We start from the raw sequence: 15933 nt of genomic DNA on the forward strand, positions 1-15933 counted from the left end.
CCTGCTGCGCCCGTACGACCAGGGTAGTGCCGTCTGGTCGGTACGACATACGCGCAGCTCGGGCGGCGTGGCGCAGCGCGACGTCAGCTGCTGGGCTGCTTCTCGCGCAGCTCCTTGATCTTGGCCTTCTTACCGCGCAGCTCGCGCAGGTAGTAGAGCTTGGCGCGCCGGACGTCGCCGCGGGTCACGACCTCGATGCGGTCGATGGCCGGGCTGTTGACCGGGTAGGTGCGCTCGACGCCCACGCCGAAGCTGACCTTGCGGACCGAGAAGGTCTCCCGCAGGCCGTCACCCTGGCGGCGGATGACGACGCCCTGGAAGATCTGGACCCGGGACCGGTTGCCCTCGACGACCCGCGCGTGCACCTTGACGGTGTCACCGGCGCGGAAGTCGGGGAGGTCGACCCGCTTGGACTGGGCGTCAAGGGCGTCCAGGATGTTCATCGCTGCGTCCTCGTGAGGCTCACGGCGCACCGTCAGTCGGTGCGCGAATGGGTGATTCTGATCCCCGGGTGGTGGCCGGTGGCGCCGACCCCGGTCGAGGATCCTCGCAGCCGCCCGCGGCGCGGCCGGCTGCGGCAACCCCTCTACTTTGCCACATCCCCCGGCGGGGGCTGAAATCCGGCCCGGTCCAACGCGGCGAGGTCCCGCTTGTCGAGGGTCGCCGGGTCGAGGGCGGCCAGCATGTCGGGGCGCCGGTCGGCGGTACGGGTCAACGCCGTGTCGCGCCGCCAGCGGGCGATCCGCCCGTGGTCACCGGAGCGGAGCACCTCCGGCACGTCCAGGCCCCGCCAGGTCGCCGGCTTGGTGTACATCGGGGCCTCCAGCAGCCCGTGGGCGTGCGACTCCTCGTCCAGCGAGCTCACGTTGCCGAGCACACCGGGCAGCAGCCGGGTGACCGCCTCCATGATCACCAGCACCGCGACCTCGCCGCCGAAGAGCACGTAGTCGCCGAGGGAGACCTCGGTCACCGGCATCCGGGTGGCGGCGTGGTCGAGCACCCGCTGGTCGATGCCCTCGTACCGGCCGCAGGCGAAGAGCAGGTGCGGCTCGGCGGCCAACTCGTGGGCCATCGCCTGGGTGAACGGCGCGCCGGTCGGCGCGGGCACCACCAGCCGGGGCGGCTGGACCTCCGGCGGCGCGAGGGCGTCCAGCGCCTCACCCCACGGCTCCGGGCGCATGACCATGCCGGGCCCGCCGCCGTAGGGCGTGTCGTCGACCGTGCGGTGCACGTCGTGGGTCCAGGTCCGCAGATCGTGTACGGCCAACCGCAGCGCCCCGTTGGCACGGGCCTTGCCGATCAGCGACAGGTCCAGCGGAGCGAAGTAATCCGGGAAGATCGACACGATGTCGACGCGCATTCGGGATGCTCCAACAGCTTCCGGGCCGGACGGGCCACGCGGCGGGGCCGGCGGCCCCTCCTCAGAGGTCGAGCAGGCCGCCGGGCGGGTCGACGACGACGCGACCGCCGGCGAGGTCCACCTCGGGGACGATCGCCTTGACGAACGGGATCAGCGCGTCCCGCCCCTCCGGGCGGCGCAACACCAGCAGGTCGGACGCGGGCGCGTGGTCGATCCGCGCGACCTCGCCCAGCCGCTCACCGGCCGGGGTGACCACGGCCAGGCCGACCAGTTGGTGGTCGTGGAACTCCTCCGGGTCCTCCGGAGGGGCGACGTCGGAGCTGTCCACCCCGACCAGGGTCCCGCGGAGCACCTCGGCGACGTTACGGTCCAGCACGCCCTCGAACGCGACCAGCAGCCGCCCCTGGTGCCAGCGGGCGGCCTCGACGGTCAGTTCCTCGGGCACCCGGTAGGCACCGGGCTCGGTGGGCGCGTTCGCGCCCGGGTCGGTACGTAACACCGACCCGGGCGCGAACCGTGCCTCGGGCTCGTCGGTCCGCACCTCCACGGTGACCTCACCGCGGATCCCGTGCGGTTTGCCGATCCTGCCGACGATGAGCAGCATCAGTACGAGTCGACGATGTCGACACGTACGCCGCGGCCGCCGATGGAGCCGATCACCTGGCGCAGCGCCTTGGCGGTCCGGCCGGACCGCCCGATCACCGTGCCGAGGTCCTCCGGGTGCACGCGGACCTCGAGCCGCTTGCCCCGGCGGGAGTCGACGAGCCGGACCCGGACGTCGTCGGGGTGATCGACGATGCCCTTGACCAGGTGCTCCAGCGCCGGACGCAGGGCCACGTCAGGCCTGCTCGCCGGAGTCCGCACCGGCCTGCTCCTCGGTCTTCGGCGCCTCCTCGGCAGCCGCCTCGGGCTTGGCGGCCTTCTTGGCCGGCTTGGCCGGCGTCTCCGCCACACCGGCGGCGGCCTTCGCCTCGGCCTCGTACGCCGCCTTGCGGTCGGCCCGCTCGGGGGCGACCTTCAGCGGCTCGGGGGCCGGCAGGCCCTTGAACTTCTGCCAGTCACCGGTCTTCTCCAGCAGGCGCTGCACCGCCTCGCTCGGCTGCGCGCCCACGGAGAGCCAGTACTGCACCCGGTCCGACTTGACCTCGATCACCGAAGGGTCCTCCTTCGGCTGGTAGATCCCGACGAACTCGATCGCCCGGCCGTCGCGCTTGGTGCGCGAGTCGGCGACGACGATGCGGTACTGCGGGTTGCGGATCTTGCCCATCCGCAGGAGCCGGATCTTTACGGCCACAGTTCTTTCGCTCCTGTTGCGATCTCACCGGCCCGAACGGGCGGTGCACGGGTGAGCGCCGACCGGCACAGTGGGGTTTGGGCCGGAGACTGCTCGGTGGACTGGCGCGGTGCCCGGGGTAGAGGGCGCCGGACACACGCCGGATACCAGCGAGCCATTCTGCCAGATCGGGTCGGGAACTCTCGCACCGGACCGGCCCGGGTCACCCACCGCCACCCGAAAGTGACGGGAAACACAGGTCGCCTCAGCGTGCCGGGGGGCGGTCCCAGCCGGCCGGCAGCTCCGGCGGGGGCGCCCAGTCCGCCGGGGGCACGAAGTCGCACCAGGTGCCGTCGAACGGAAACTTTCCCGCCTCGGCCTGCGCGATCACCCGTTCGCCCTCGGCGCGCACCGCGTCCGGGTCGGGCACCCAGTAGTGCTCCGGGAAGTCCAGCCGCTCGGTGAACTCGTCCTCGTCCTTCCACTCCCAGCGGCGGTCCGGACGGACGACCACGTCCAGGTCCTGGTCGACCACATCGACCCCGGCCAGGTCACCGTCGTCCCAGCGCACGCCGGGCTCCTCCAGGTTGACGTACCAGTTGGCGAAGCGGCCCTGCGCGTCCCGGAACCACCAGACGGAGTGCGCCGCCCCGGTGGGCAGGAACTTCAGCAGGGGCGGCCCCTGCCACCGGCCGGTCGCCAGCCGGTACGACGAGACGATCCACTCCGCGAACGGAATCGCCCGCATGCCGAGCCCGGCCTCGGTGACCTCACTCGCCACCGCCGAGCCCCGGGCGATCCACAGCAGCAGTCCGCGGTCGTCGTCGCTGACCACCCGCGCGGGGCGGACCCAGCCGATCCGGCCCCGGCGGACGTTGCGGTGCACGATCAACCGTCCCGGCGCGAACCTCACGTCACCCACCAGCGCTGTTAACAGGGGACCCTTCCTCTACCGCAGGCGTTAAGAGGGGGCCCTTCCTTACACCTCAGTAGGCGCGGGCCAGGATGGCGACCAGGTCCGGCTCGTCCTCCGAGTCCGGCACCGAGCCGTCCGCGCGGACCAGGCAGCGCACGGTGACGCCCTGGGCGTTCGCCTCGGCCTCGCCCTGCGCGCCGACCGCCGACCACGGCACCCGGGCCCACCCGGTGGCGGCCGCCTCGATCGCCTCGGCGAGGGTCGACACCTCGCGGGTGCGGGTCTCCCGGTTGGCGAGCGCCTGGTCGTGGAGCACCTTCTGGTCGGCGTCGAGGGCCGCGAGCACCGCGCCGACCACGTCCGCCACCGGCACCGGGGACTTCGAGCCGTCCGTACGCCGCACCAGGACCGCGTTGCCGGCGGCCAGGTCGCGGGGGCCGACCTCGACGCGTACCGGATAGCCGCGCAGCTCGGCGTCGACGGCCCGGCGGCCGAACGGGGTGTCGGTGCGGTCGTCGAGCGCGACCCGGACACCGGCGTCGCGGAGGGCGTCGCGCAGCTTGGCCGCCGCCTCGCCGACCCCCTCACCGTCCTTGACGATCATGACGTACGCCTGCACCGGCGCGAGCTTCGGCGGCACCCGCAGGCCGTTGTCGTCGCCGTGGCACATGATCAGGCCACCGAGCATCCGGGTCGACGTGCCCCACGAGGTGGTCCAGGCGTGCTCCCGGCCGCCCTCGGCCGACGAGTAGCTGATGTCGAACGCCCTGGCGAAGTTCTGGCCCAGCTCGTGGCTGGTGCCCAGCTGGAGCGCCTTGCCGTCGCCCATCATGCCTTCGAGGGTGTACGTGGCGGTGGCGCCGGCGAACCGCTCCCGCGCGGTCTTCAGGCCCACCTGCACCGGGATGGCGAGGACGTTGACCATCAGGTCCTCGTACGCCTCGTGCAGGATCCGCCGGGCGTACGCCCGGGCGTCCTCGCGGGTCTCGTGCGCCGTGTGGCCCTCCTGCCAGAGGAACTCGCTGGTCCGCAGGAAGACCCGCGGGCGCAGCTCCCAGCGGACCACGTTCGCCCACTGGTTGAGCAGCAGCGGCAGGTCCCGGTACGAGTCGATCCACTTGGCCATGAACTCGCCGATGACCGTCTCGCTGGTGGGACGCACCACGACCGGCTCGGCGAGCTGCTTGCCGCCACCGTGGGTGACCACCGCCAGCTCGGGCGAGAAGCCCTCGACGTGCTCGGCCTCCCGCTTGAGGTAGCTCTCCGGGATGAAGAGCGGGAAGTACGCGTTCTCCGCGCCGGCCACCTTGATGCGGGCGTCCATCTCGGCCTGCATCCGCTCCCAGATGGCGTAGCCGGCCGGTCGGATCACCATGGTGCCCCGGACCGGGCCGTTGTCGGCCAGCTTCGCCTTGGCGATCAGGTCCTGGTACCAGCGGGGGAAGTCCTCCGCACGGGGAGTGAGCACGCGTGCCATGACCGCACATCCTATGCGCCGTCGGGCCGGTGGACGCCATCGGGCGGCCCGCGCCCCTCGCGGGTCGCCGCCGACCCGGCGGAAAGCCCTAGACTTCGACCATCATGGTTGACGTGCGGGAGGCCCGGTTGCGCGACGGCATCGTCGACGCGGCGCGGGCGCTGACGATCGCGACCGGCTGGGACGGCGTGCGGATGGGCGCCGTCGCCGCCACCGCGGGCGTGAGCCGGCAGACGGTCTACAACGAGTTCGGCACCAAGGCGGGGCTCGCCGAGGCGCTGGCCCGGCGCGAGGTGGACCGGTTCGTCTCCGAGGTCCGCGCGGCGCTGACCGCGCACGGCGACGACCTGCGTGCCGCCACGTACGCGGCCATCCGGCACACCCTCGCCTCGGCGGCGGACAACCCGCTGGTCAAGGCGATCCTCACCAGCTCGCGGGGCGGCTCCGAGGAGCTGCTGCCGTACCTCACCACCCGGAGTGACCTGGTGCTGGCCGAGGCGTCCGCGGCACTGATCGAGTGGGCCGAGCGGCACCTGACCGGCGCCGACCCGGCGGCCCTGGCCTTCGCCGCCGATTCCGTCGTGCGGCTGGTGATCAGTCACATCGTGCTGCCCCAGGCGCCGGTGGACGACACCGCCGAGGCGCTCACCCGCCTCGCCGTCCGACTGTTCGGCGCCGCCGTCGCACCGTCGTCCTGACGGGAGCGGTCAGCGCACCACGTGGCCGCGGAGGACGATCCGGGCGGGGGTACGGACGACGCGCAGGTCGCGGCGCGGGTCCTCGGAGTAGACGACCAGGTCCGCCAGGCCCCCCTCGACCAGACCGGGGAACCCGAGCCACTCGCGGGCGCCCCACGAGGCGGCGGCGAGGACGTCCACCGCGGACATGCCGGCCCGTTCGTGCAGCAGCAGCATCTCCTCGGCGGCGAGGCCGTGGTCGATGCCGCCGCCGGCGTCCGTGCCCACGTAGATCGGCACGCCCGCCTCGTACGCTGCGCGCACCACCTCGGGGAAGCGGTCCCGCAGGGCGAGCATGTGGTCGGCGTACCCGGGGAACTTGGCGCGGGCCTGGTCGGCGATCCCGCCGAAGGTCTGAATGTTGATCATCGTCGGCACGAGCGCGGTGCCCTGCCGGGCCATCAGGTCGATCAGGTCCAGGCTGAGGCCCGTGCCGTGCTCCACCGAGTCCACCCCGGCGCGCACCATGATCTCGACGGCCGACTCGGAGAAGGTGTGCACCGCGGCGCGTACCCCGGCGGCGTGCGCGGCCTCGACCGCCGCGGTCATGGTGTCCGCGTCCCAGGCCGGCGCCAGGTCACCCACCCCGCGGTCGATCCAGTCGCCGACCAGCTTGACCCAGCCGTTCCCGGCCCGCGCCTGCTCGGCGACCGTCGCGGCCACCTCCGCCGCGCCGACCTCCACGCCGATGTCGCGCAGGTACCGCTTCGGCGGCGCGATGTGCCGGCCCGCCCGCGCCAGTCGCGGCAGGTCCGGCTCGTCCTCCAGCTCGGGGTACGGGTACGGGGACCCGGCGTCGCGGATGGCGAGCACCCCGGCGTCCCGGTCGGTGCGGGCCAGCTCGCGGGCGTGGTCGAGCGAGGTGATCGGGGCGCCGCCGCGGGCGATGCCGATGTGGCAGTGCGCGTCGGTCAGGCCGGGCAGCACGTAGCCGCCGTCGACGACCGTCTCCGCCCCGGGCACGGGGTCGAAGGTGACCCGGTCACCGACCAGCCAGAGATCCCGAACCTCGTCGTCGGGGAGGAGCACACCGCGTACGTGCAGAGCCATACGCTAGTCCTACCCGATCACTCCCCGTCGGGGGCGAGCAGGGCGTCGCGGCGGGCGGTGAGGGCCGGCAGGTCGACCGATACCTTCCACGGCCGCTCGGTGACGAACAAATCCTCGGTGTGGGCGACCTGCTCGTACTCCCGGGTCACGCCGAGCGCGTACTCGGTCAGCGTGACGCGCTCCTGGAGCGGGTCGACCACCCAGTACGACCGGATGCCGGCGTGGGCGTAGACCTTCGCCTTGTCGTACATGTCCCGGAAGGTGCTGGTCGGGAAGACCACCTCGACGGCGAGCAGCGCGTCCTCGACCGGGACGGGCGACCGGTTGGCGTGTTCCCGGCGGATGGCCACGACGTCGGGCCGGGGCTCGTTGCGCCGGTCGACCCGCATCGACAGGTCGATGCTGACCAGGTATTCCGGCGGGCAGTTGGTTCGGAGGGCGAGCAGCAGCTCAACACACACAGCTCCTGGTGCACGGCGGTGGGCGACGGCACGATCAACCTTCCGTTGATCAGTTCGTACGGAAGGTCCTTCGGCAGGTCACCGAGGTCGTCGACCGTCCACTCGTGCCGCTCGGGCAGGATCGGGGCCGCGGTCATGACTCCTCCTCCCAAGGGGCGACGGTCACCCTAAGCGCTGATCACGTCGCCCGCCGTCACCGACACGCTCAGCCGGGGCGCTTGTCCCCCTTGCCGAGCTTGTTGAAGTCGATCTTCGGAAGCTTGAAGCCCGGCGGCAGGCCCTGTCCGGCCAGGTCGTCCGGGCCCATGCCCGGGGGAAGCTGCGGCATGCCACCCGGGAAGCCGCCCGGCATCCCCGCGCCGGTACGCGGCCGGCCGCCACCGCCCTTCGTGCCCTTGCGCTTGTTCTTCGGCGACTTGGTCGCCTTCCGGCGACCACCCGGCAGGCCCATCATGCCGCCCATCTGCTTCATCATCTTCTGCGCGTCGGCGAAGCGGTTGAGCAGCTGGTTGACGTCCATCACGGTGACGCCGGAGCCGTTGGCGATCCGGGCCCGCCGCGAGCCGTTGATGATCTTCGGGTTGGTGCGCTCGGCCGGGGTCATCGACCGGATGATCGCGGTCACCCGGTCGAAGTGCTTGTCGTCCAGCTCGGCGAGCTGGTCCTTCATCTGCCCCATGCCGGGCATCATCGCCAGCACGTTGGCGATCGGCCCCATCCGCCGGACGGCGATGAGCTGGTCGAGGAAGTCCTCCAGGGTGAACTGTTCGCCGCCCATCAGCTTGGCGGTCATCTTCTCCTTCTGATCGGTGTCGAAGGCCTGTTCGGCCTGCTCGATCAGAGTGAGGACGTCGCCCATGCCGAGGATCCGGCTGGCCATCCGGTCGGGGTGGAAGACGTCGAAGTCCTCCAGCTTCTCGCCGGTGGAGGCGAAGAGGATCGGCTGCCCGGTGACCTCCCGGACCGACAGCGCGGCACCACCACGGGCGTCGCCGTCGAGCTTGGAGAGGACCACACCGGTGATGCCCACGCCGTCGCGGAACGCCTCGGCGGTGCGCACGGCGTCCTGACCGACCATCGCGTCGATGACGAAGATGACCTCGTCCGGGTCGACCGCGTCGCGGATGTCGGCGGCCTGCTGCATCATCTCGGCGTCGATACCGAGCCGGCCGGCCGTGTCGACGACGACGATGTCGCGGGCGGCCCGCTTCGCGTGCTCGATCGAGGCCCGCGCCACCTGCACCGGGTCGCCGACGCCGTTGCCGGGCTCGGGGGCGTACACCTCGACGCCGGCGCGGCCACCGAGCACCTGGAGCTGCCCGACGGCGTTGGGGCGCTGCAGGTCGGCGGCGACCAGCAGCGGCTGGTGACCCTGGGCCTTGAGCCAGCGGGCGAGCTTGCCGGCGAGGGTGGTCTTACCGGAACCCTGGAGGCCGGCGAGCATGATCACGGTCGGCGGCTGCTTGGCGAACTGGAGCCGCCGCCCCTCGCCACCGAGGACGGTGATCAGCTCCTCGTTGACGATCTTGATGATCTGCTGGGCCGGGTTGAGCGCCTGGGAGACCTCCGCGCCGCGGGCCCGCTCCTTGACGTTCGCGATGAAGCCCTTGACCACCGGCAGCGCGACGTCGGCCTCCAGCAGCGCGAGGCGGATCTCGCGCGCGGTGGCGTCGATGTCGGCGTCGGTGAGCCGACCCTTGCCGCGGAGCTTGGTGAAGATCCCGGACAGGCGGTCACTCAAGGTGTCAAACACGCGAACATCCCGTTTGTCAGTGTTCCGGCGGGCACAAACCTGGCCGGGCGAGCCGTCCGGCCACCGCTAGGGTATCCGCCCCGCCGGCCCCCTGCTCCGCCCGCGCCCCGCCCCGGCCGCCACCGCGCCCCTCGCGCCCCTCGCGCGCCGCGCCGACGCCGAGCTCCGGGCAACGTCCCGGAAGATGCTGCCTCGACCCGGCGGGAGGCGGCACCTTCCCCGACGTTGCGCGGATCATGACGGCCCTCCGGCTCACACCGCCGCCAGGACGGCCGCTTCCACCTCGGCTCGGGTGGCGGCGTCGGGCCAGCCGCCGACCAGGTAGAAGGCGTCCACGACGTCCGCGCCCAGGGTGGAGATCCGGGCCGCCCGCACCTGGGCGCCGGTCTCGTCCAGCGCGCCGGTGACCCGGTAGAGCAGGCCGGCGGCGTCGGCCGCCCGCAGCTCCAGCACCACCGCGTCGGTGGCCGCCTCGCGGTGCCACACGACCCGCGGTGCGGCCCCCTCGCTCCGGGCGGCGAGCGCCCGCCCCCGCAGCCGCTGGGTGACCGACACGTCCCCGGCGACCGCCCGCCGCAGGTCGGCGGCGAGCGCGATCGGGTCCGGCGCGAGGCCGTAGCGGGGCTGGACCCGGAACTCGACCAGCGCGCGCCCGTCGACCGTCGAGGCGTCCGCGGAGATCACGTCGAGGCGGTGCAGGGCCAGGCAGCCGGCCACCGTCGCGAGCAGGCCCCGCCGGTCCGCCGCGGCCACCGCCACCCGGTCCCCGGTCAGGTGTACGACCGGCAGCGGGCCCGCCACCAGCGCCGGGTCCGGGGCGGGCGGCTCCGGCAGCACGCCGGTGTCCAGCGTGGTGCGGACCCGGGCGACCAGTTCGGCGATGAGCCGCCCCTTCCAGTCCGACCAGGCGGCCGGCCCGGTGGCCACCGCGTCGGCCCGCACCAGCGCGTGCAGCAGGTCGAGGGTGGTCGTGTCGCCGACCTTCGCCGCGACACCGGCGATGGTCTTCGGGTCCGCGAGGTCCCGCCGGGTGGCCACGTCGGGCAGGAGCAGGTGCAGCCGGACCAGCGAGCCGATCAGCGCCACCTCGTGCTCGGGCAGGCCGATCCGGGCGGCGACCGCCTCGGCGACCGGCGCGCCGACCACACTGTGATCCCCCGACAGGCCCTTGCCGACGTCGTGCAGCAGCGCGCCGAGCAGCAGCAGGTCCGGCCGGTCGACCTCGCGGGTGTGCCGGCTCGCCTCGTACGCGGTCTGCACCAGGTGCCGGTCGAGGGTGAACCGGTGCACGGGGTTGTGCTGCGGCCGGCTCCGCAACCGGGTCCACTCCGGGAGCCAGCCGTCGACCAGTCCGTACCGGTCGCAGGTCTCCCACGCCGTCACCAGGCCGGGGCCGGCCCCGAGCAGCGTGATCAGGGCGGCGCGCGCCTCGGCGGGCCACGGGGTCGGCAGCGGCGGGCAGTACGCGGCGAGCCACTCACAGGTGGCCCGGGCGATCGGCAGCCGGGTGGCGGCCGCGGCGGCGGCGACCCGCAGCGACAGGCTCGGGTCCGGGCGTGCCCCGATCGCGGCGCGAGCCAGCACCAGCTCGCCGTCGTGCTCCACCACGTCCCGGGCGACCGGCCGGCGGACCGGGCGGCCGTCGGCGCCGCGGCGGCGACCGGCGTGCAGCCGGTCGGCGGCCCGGAAGGCGTCGTCGAGGGCGTGGCGGACCGTGCGGGCGTCGCCGGCGACCCGGCGCAACAGGGCGTCACCGTCGCCGATCACGGCTTCCCCGCCCGGCTCGGCGTCGGACCCGCCGCCCTCGCCCGGTCGCCCGACGACTCGCGGTCGCTGCGCGGCGTCCGACGCATCGGGCTGCGGCTGGCGCAGCCCCAGCAGGGCGGCGACCCCGTCGCGTTCCTGGGCGACGAGCCGGTCGACGCGGCGGCCGACCTGCGTGTGAAGGGCGTCGCGGGTGTCGAGCAGGCGCAGGTGGGCGGCGCGGACCGCGGGGCGCAGCGCGTCGGTGATGCCGGCGATCGCGACCGCCCGGAGGATGCCCACGTCCCGCAGCCCGCCGGCGGCCTCCTTCAGATCTCCCTCGAGGAGGAACGCGAGCTCCCCGTGGGTCTCCCAGCGGGCGCCGGTGATCTCCCGCAGCCCGGGCAGCTGCCGGACGGCGGTGCGCCGCCAGTGGTCGGTGGCGGTGCGGGTGAGCTGCGCGGCGAGTGCCTCGTCGCCCGCGACGAAGCGGGCGTCGAGCAGCCCGAGGGCCACCTTGACGTCGTCCTGGGCCACCGAGAGCGCCTCGGCGACCGTCCGCACCGAGTGGTCGAGCCGCAGCCCGGCGTCCCAGACCGGGTACCAGATGCCGGCGGCCAGGTCGTCCACGCCGGGCACCCCGGCGTGGAGCAGCAGCAGGTCGAGGTCCCCGTACGGGGCGCACTGCCGCCGCCCGAGCCCGCCGACGGCGACGAGGGCGACGCCGTCCCGGGCCGGCAGCAGTCCCCGCAGCCAGGCGTCGTACGCGTCGGCGCGGGCGGCCCGGGCGGTGGCTCCGATCCCGGCGGGAACGCCGACGACCTCGTCGACCACACCGCGCGCGTCGCCGTTGCCGGGGTGTCCCGACGCGGTGGTGGTGGTCGACGAGGTCATCGAGCGGTGTCTCCTACAGGGCGTCGAGGCCGCGCTCGCCGGTGCGGACCCGGACGACCTCCTCGACCGCGGTGACCCACACCTTGCCGTCGCCGATCTTGCCGGTCCGGGCGGCGGCCACGATCGCGTCGACGATCTTCTCGACGTCGATCTCGTCGGTGAGCACCTCGACCTTGATCTTCGGCAGGAACTCGACCGTGTACTCGGCACCCCGGTAGACCTCGGTGTGCCCCTTCTGCCGGCCGTAGCCCTGGACCTCGCTGACGGTCAGGCCGGCCACGCCCAGGGCGTGCAGGGCCTCCTTCACCGCGTCCAGCTGGTACGGCTTGATGACCGCGGTCACCAGCTTCATGTCCAACCCCTCCATCCCAGGAACGTTAACCGGCGACCTTCTCGTTGACCGGCTCGGTGGCCGGCTCGGTGCTGGGCGCGGCGGTCTCCGCCGCCGGCTTCCCGCCGGACAGGCCGGCCATCGCGAACGCGCCTCCGCTGCCGCCACCGGCGGGCGACAGGTCGTAGCCGCTCTCCGCGTGCTCGGTGATGTCCACGCCCTGGACCTCGGCCTCGGCGCCGACCCGGAAGCCCATGGTCTTCTCGATCGCGAAGGCGAGCACCCAGGCCACGGCGAACGACCAGGCGGTGACGATCAGGCCCGCCAGGGCCTGCCGGCCGAGCTGGGTCACCCCGCCGCCGTAGAAGAGGCCGTCGGAGGCGCCCACCACGTCGGTGATCGCGGCGTTGACCGAGTTGGTGGCGAAGAGGCCGAGCCAGAGCGAGCCGATCCAGCCACCGACGAAGTGCACACCCACCACGTCGAGCGAGTCGTCGTAGCCGAGCTTGTACTTGAGGCTGACCGCCAGGGCGCAGACCGCGCCGGCCACGAGGCCGAGCAGGACCGCCGCCCAGGGGGCGATGAAGCCACAGGCCGGGGTGATCGCGACCAGACCGGCGATCGCGCCGGAGGAGGCGCCGACCATGGTCGGCTTCCTGTCCTTGATCCACTCGACCACGATCCAGCCGAGGACCGCGGCCGCGGTGGCGAGCTGGGTGTTGATGAAGGCGAGGCCGGCCACCGAGTCGACGGTCAACTCGGAGCCCGCGTTGAACCCGAACCAGCCGAACCAGAGCAGGCCGGCGCCGAGCGCGACCAGCGGGATGTTGTGCGGCTTCATGCCCTCGCGCGGCCAGCCCAGCCGCTTGCCGAGGACCAGCGCGACGGCCAGCGCGGCGGCGCCGGCGTTGATGTGCACGGCGGTGCCGCCGGCGAAGTCCAGCGCGTGGATGTCACCGCCGATGATGCCGCCGCCCCACACCCAGTGGGCCACCGGGAAGTAGACCAGCGTCGCCCAGCCGAACGCGAACAGCAGCCAGCCGCCGAACTTGGCCCGGTCGGAGATGGCGCCGCTGATGAGCGCCACGGTGATCACCGCGAAGACCATCTGGAACGCCATGAAGACGTACAGCGGCACGCCGATGCCGCTGGGGTTCTCCGCCGTCGCGCCCCAGAGGTCGGTCTCGGCGAGGAACGTCTTGGTGCCGAGGTACGCGGTCGGGTCGCCCCAGAACCCGTTGACATCGCTACCGAAGGCGATGCTGAAACCGTAGAACCACCACAGAACGGAGATGAGCCCGATCGCGGAGAAGCTCATCATCATCATGTTCAAAACGCCCTTGGCCCGGTTGAGGCCGCCGTAGAACAGCGCCAGGCCGGGAGTCATGAGCAGCACGAGCGCCGTCGAAACCAGCAGCCACGTGGTGTTGGCGCCATCGATCGTCGGTGCTTCAGGCACGCTGGCCTCCTAAAGGTGAAGTTCCCTCCTTCACGGCGTGCGGGGCAGCGTCGCCCGTCCACCGGTTGCGCGGAAGCCTTGCCGCTCCCTGTTTCCTTCAGCGTCACCCGCCGATTTCCGGACGGTGACGGCTTGTTTCGGACGTGTGAAGAAACGCGCACAACCCCCGGCCCGGGTCGGGGGGCGAGATGCTTGCGGGTCCGGACCCGGGTGACCGCACGCCCGGACCGGAACGGTGCCCACGAGCGCCGGGCCCGCGAGCGGGTCCGGCTACCGCCCGGAATGCCCGGTTTCCTAGTGCAGGGCCGCCTCCAGGGCCTGCCGCTCGTAGTCGAGCAGCCGCAGGTCCCGCATCGGCCGGCGCAGGTGCCCCTTGTGCACGATCCGCACGAACGCCGGCTCCCCGGCGGCCGCCATCCGCCGGATCCCCTCCACGTGGTCGACGATCCGCTTCCGGATGGTGCGGATCAGCCGGTGCCGGTCACGCGGGATGAGCCCGTACGCGTCGGCGAAGAGCCGCAGGCGGCGCGGCCGGTCGGGGCGCCGCCACCCGAGGGTGATCGAGTCGCGGTCGGAGAAGATCGGCACCCAGGTCCACGCCGCGTACGCCACGTCGTAGATGCGCGCGCCGGGCGAGGCGAGGTCGAAGTCGATCAGCCCGAGGGTGCCGTCCGGACGCCAGATGACGTTGTGCGGGGCGGCGTCGTGGTGGCAGATCACCTCGGTGTCCGGCGGCGGGGGCCCGAACGAACGCCACACCGCCCCCTGCGGGGGCACGAAGCCGTACTGCGCGTCGTGGAACATGCGCAGCATCGTCGCCACCGTCACCAGCGCCTCGTCGGTGACCCAGTGCGGGGCCAGCGGGTACTCCCCGCACTCCCCCTCCAGGTACGACAGCACCTCCCGGTTGCGCTCGTCCATGCCGAGCGCGCGGGGGGCACCGGTGAAGCCCACGTACTCCAGGTGCCGCAGCAGAGCGTGCACCGAGGGGGTCCACGGGCCGGCGTTGCGCCGCACCGTGTCCCCGACCCGGACCACGGTGCTGACGTTCCCGCCGTGCAGCGGGATCTCCTGCGAAGTCACGTACGGTCTCCCGAGGCGGGGCGCCGGGTGGTCGGGGTCGCGCCACCCGACGTAGGCGCGATCGTCGGTCGTCACTGCGAGATTACGCGTCCCGTCCGGGGGCCTCGGTGCCCAGCAACGCGTCGACGAACTGCACGGCGTCGAACGGCGCCAGGTCGTCCTTGCCCTCGCCCAGCCCGACCAGCTTCACCGGGATGCCCAGCTTGCGCTGCACGGCGATCACGATGCCGCCCTTGGCGGTGCCGTCGAGCTTGGTCAGCGCGACACCCGTCACGTTGACCGCCTCGGTGAAGACCCGCGCCTGCTCCAGCCCGTTCTGCCCGGTGGTGGCGTCGAGGATCAGCAACGTCTCGTCGATCGGGCCGTGCTTCTCCACCACCCGCTTGACCTTGCCCAGCTCGTCCATCAGGCCGACCTTGTTCTGCAGGCGGCCGGCGGTGTCGATCAGCACGGTGTCCACGCCGGTCTCGATGCCGCGCTTGACCGCGTCGAAGGCCACGCTGGCCGGGTCGGCCCCCTCCGGGCCGCGGACCGTCTCGGCGCCCACCCGCCCGGCCCAGGTCTCCAGCTGGTCGGCGGCGGCGGCGCGGAACGTGTCCGCCGCGCCGAGGATCACGCTGCGACCGTCCGCCACCAGGACCCGGGCGATCTTGCCGCAGGTGGTGGTCTTGCCGGCGCCGTTGACGCCGACGACCAGCAACACGGCGGGCACCCCGTCCTTCGGCGCGGTGTTCAGGGACCGGTCCAGGCCCGGGTCCAGGGCGTTCACCAGCTCGGCGGCGAGCAACGCCCGCAGCTCGCCGGCGGACCGGGTGCCGAGGACCCGGGTGCGCTCCCGCAGCCGGTCGACGATGTCCCGGGTGGCGTCGATGCCGACGTCCGCGGTGATCAGGCTGTCCTCGATCTCCTCCCAGGTGTCCTCGTCGAGGCGGTCGCGGCTGAGCAGGCCGAGCAGCCCCTTGCCGAAGACGTTCTGCGAGCGGGACAGCCGGGACCGCAGCCGGACCAGCCGGCCGGCGGTCGGCTCGGGCACCTCCAGCGGGGGCGCCTCGATCACCGGCGGCTCGACCAGGATGCCGGTGGACACCTCCGCCTCCGGCGCCATGACGGGCGGCCCGGCGAGATCCTCCTCGGCGCGGGTCTCGACCTCTCTCGGCAGCGGCGGCTCGGGGCGCCGGCGCAGCTTCGGCACCACCAGCCCGAGGGCACCGAGGATCAGCACGCCGAGCAGAGCGAGTGCGATGAGGACGTATTCCGTCATGCCGAAATCCTGTCAGACGACGGCCACGGCGTCTTCACCACCGCACCCTCCGGCGCGCTCGGATCCGGCGGTACGCTCGGTGGCAGCCAGCAGTGGTGCGACCGCCGGCCGGGTAGTAAAGGATGAAGCTCGCTC

Annotated in this window: 16 protein-coding genes; 1 reads left to right on the top strand and 15 read right to left on the bottom strand. The window is 73.0% G+C overall.

Annotated elements, in window-relative coordinates; translation table 11 throughout:
* Positions 1–83: 83 nt before the first annotated feature.
* The 7 genes from rplS to proS form a co-directional block, all read right to left on the bottom strand.
* Positions 84–443: a 50S ribosomal protein L19 gene (rplS, locus tag AB0873_RS01915; RefSeq protein WP_155333614.1), complete on the bottom strand. Its 360-nt coding sequence runs from the start codon at positions 441–443 to the stop codon at positions 84–86.
* A gap of 143 nt (positions 444–586) precedes the next feature.
* Positions 587–1360 carry a tRNA (guanosine(37)-N1)-methyltransferase TrmD gene (gene trmD, locus AB0873_RS01920; protein ID WP_366598008.1) on the bottom strand — a complete coding sequence of 258 codons (774 nt, stop codon included), beginning with the start codon at positions 1358–1360 and terminating at the stop codon, positions 587–589.
* A 61-nt stretch (positions 1361–1421) separates the two neighbouring features.
* The gene (rimM, locus tag AB0873_RS01925; protein ID WP_366598058.1) at positions 1422–1961 is read right to left on the bottom strand and encodes a ribosome maturation factor RimM; all 540 of its coding nucleotides are present in this window, start codon (positions 1959–1961) and stop codon (positions 1422–1424) included.
* Positions 1962–1963: 2 nt separating this feature from the next.
* Positions 1964–2224, bottom strand: coding sequence for an RNA-binding protein (locus AB0873_RS01930; protein ID WP_174242547.1), 261 nt, complete (start codon positions 2222–2224; stop codon positions 1964–1966).
* Positions 2199–2654 (bottom strand): 30S ribosomal protein S16, encoded by a 456-nt coding sequence (gene rpsP, locus AB0873_RS01935; RefSeq protein WP_155333616.1) that lies wholly within the window; start codon positions 2652–2654, stop codon positions 2199–2201. The genes AB0873_RS01930 and rpsP overlap by 26 nt, the downstream gene beginning before the upstream one ends.
* Before the next feature lie 244 nt (positions 2655–2898).
* Positions 2899–3546 carry a DUF402 domain-containing protein gene (locus tag AB0873_RS01940; RefSeq protein WP_366598009.1) on the bottom strand — a complete coding sequence of 216 codons (648 nt, stop codon included), beginning with the start codon at positions 3544–3546 and terminating at the stop codon, positions 2899–2901.
* Positions 3547–3619: 73 nt separating this feature from the next.
* Positions 3620–5026: a proline--tRNA ligase gene (gene proS / locus AB0873_RS01945; protein ID WP_366598010.1), complete on the bottom strand. Its 1407-nt coding sequence runs from the start codon at positions 5024–5026 to the stop codon at positions 3620–3622.
* A gap of 104 nt (positions 5027–5130) precedes the next feature.
* Here proS and AB0873_RS01950 point away from each other — a divergent pair, with 104 nt between their 5' ends.
* On the top strand, positions 5131–5724 hold the full coding sequence (locus AB0873_RS01950; protein ID WP_366598011.1) for a TetR family transcriptional regulator: 594 nt from the start codon (positions 5131–5133) through the stop codon (positions 5722–5724).
* Between the two features lie 9 nt (positions 5725–5733).
* On the opposite strand, the gene AB0873_RS01955 is transcribed toward AB0873_RS01950, so the two are convergent.
* The 8 genes from AB0873_RS01955 to ftsY form a co-directional block, all read right to left on the bottom strand.
* Positions 5734–6813 carry an amidohydrolase family protein gene (locus tag AB0873_RS01955; protein ID WP_366598012.1) on the bottom strand — a complete coding sequence of 360 codons (1080 nt, stop codon included), beginning with the start codon at positions 6811–6813 and terminating at the stop codon, positions 5734–5736.
* 17 nt (positions 6814–6830) lie between these two features.
* A complete protein-coding gene (locus AB0873_RS01960) occupies positions 6831–7274 on the bottom strand; it encodes a Uma2 family endonuclease (RefSeq protein WP_366598013.1) in 444 nt (147 codons plus the stop codon).
* Positions 7275–7479: 205 nt separating this feature from the next.
* On the bottom strand, positions 7480–9027 hold the full coding sequence (gene ffh, locus AB0873_RS01965) for a signal recognition particle protein (protein ID WP_155333622.1): 1548 nt from the start codon (positions 9025–9027) through the stop codon (positions 7480–7482).
* A 252-nt stretch (positions 9028–9279) separates the two neighbouring features.
* Positions 9280–11664 (bottom strand): [protein-PII] uridylyltransferase, encoded by a 2385-nt coding sequence (locus AB0873_RS01970; RefSeq protein ID WP_366598014.1) that lies wholly within the window; start codon positions 11662–11664, stop codon positions 9280–9282.
* A gap of 13 nt (positions 11665–11677) precedes the next feature.
* Complete coding sequence (locus AB0873_RS01975; RefSeq protein ID WP_196255956.1) at positions 11678–12016, bottom strand: P-II family nitrogen regulator; 339 nt, start codon at positions 12014–12016, stop codon at positions 11678–11680.
* A gap of 25 nt (positions 12017–12041) precedes the next feature.
* On the bottom strand, positions 12042–13454 hold the full coding sequence (locus AB0873_RS01980) for an ammonium transporter (protein ID WP_366598015.1): 1413 nt from the start codon (positions 13452–13454) through the stop codon (positions 12042–12044).
* 294 nt (positions 13455–13748) lie between these two features.
* Entirely contained in the window at positions 13749–14612 is an 864-nt protein-coding gene (locus tag AB0873_RS01985; protein WP_196255752.1) for an aminoglycoside phosphotransferase family protein, read from the bottom strand.
* 7 nt (positions 14613–14619) lie between these two features.
* Positions 14620–15798 carry a signal recognition particle-docking protein FtsY gene (gene ftsY, locus AB0873_RS01990; RefSeq protein ID WP_155333627.1) on the bottom strand — a complete coding sequence of 393 codons (1179 nt, stop codon included), beginning with the start codon at positions 15796–15798 and terminating at the stop codon, positions 14620–14622.
* Positions 15799–15933: the final 135 nt, after the last annotated feature.

The organism is Micromonospora sp. NPDC047707 (genome assembly GCF_040704235.1).
In the GTDB taxonomy this organism is placed as follows: Bacteria; Actinomycetota; Actinomycetes; order Mycobacteriales; family Micromonosporaceae; genus Micromonospora.

What these genes read in the sequence shown, in the direction of transcription:
- rplS (WP_155333614.1), bottom strand. Translation starts at nt 443, where the DNA reads ATGAACATCCTGGACGCCCTTGACGCCCAGTCCAAGCGGGTCGACCTC.
- trmD (WP_366598008.1), bottom strand. Translation starts at nt 1,360, where the DNA reads ATGCGCGTCGACATCGTGTCGATCTTCCCGGATTACTTCGCTCCGCTG.
- proS (WP_366598010.1), bottom strand. Translation starts at nt 5,026, where the DNA reads ATGGCACGCGTGCTCACTCCCCGTGCGGAGGACTTCCCCCGCTGGTAC.
- AB0873_RS01950 (WP_366598011.1), top strand. Translation starts at nt 5,131, where the DNA reads ATGGTTGACGTGCGGGAGGCCCGGTTGCGCGACGGCATCGTCGACGCG.
- AB0873_RS01955 (WP_366598012.1), bottom strand. Translation starts at nt 6,813, where the DNA reads ATGGCTCTGCACGTACGCGGTGTGCTCCTCCCCGACGACGAGGTTCGG.
- AB0873_RS01970 (WP_366598014.1), bottom strand. Translation starts at nt 11,664, where the DNA reads ATGACCTCGTCGACCACCACCACCGCGTCGGGACACCCCGGCAACGGC.
- AB0873_RS01975 (WP_196255956.1), bottom strand. Translation starts at nt 12,016, where the DNA reads ATGAAGCTGGTGACCGCGGTCATCAAGCCGTACCAGCTGGACGCGGTG.
- ftsY (WP_155333627.1), bottom strand. Translation starts at nt 15,798, where the DNA reads ATGACGGAATACGTCCTCATCGCACTCGCTCTGCTCGGCGTGCTGATC.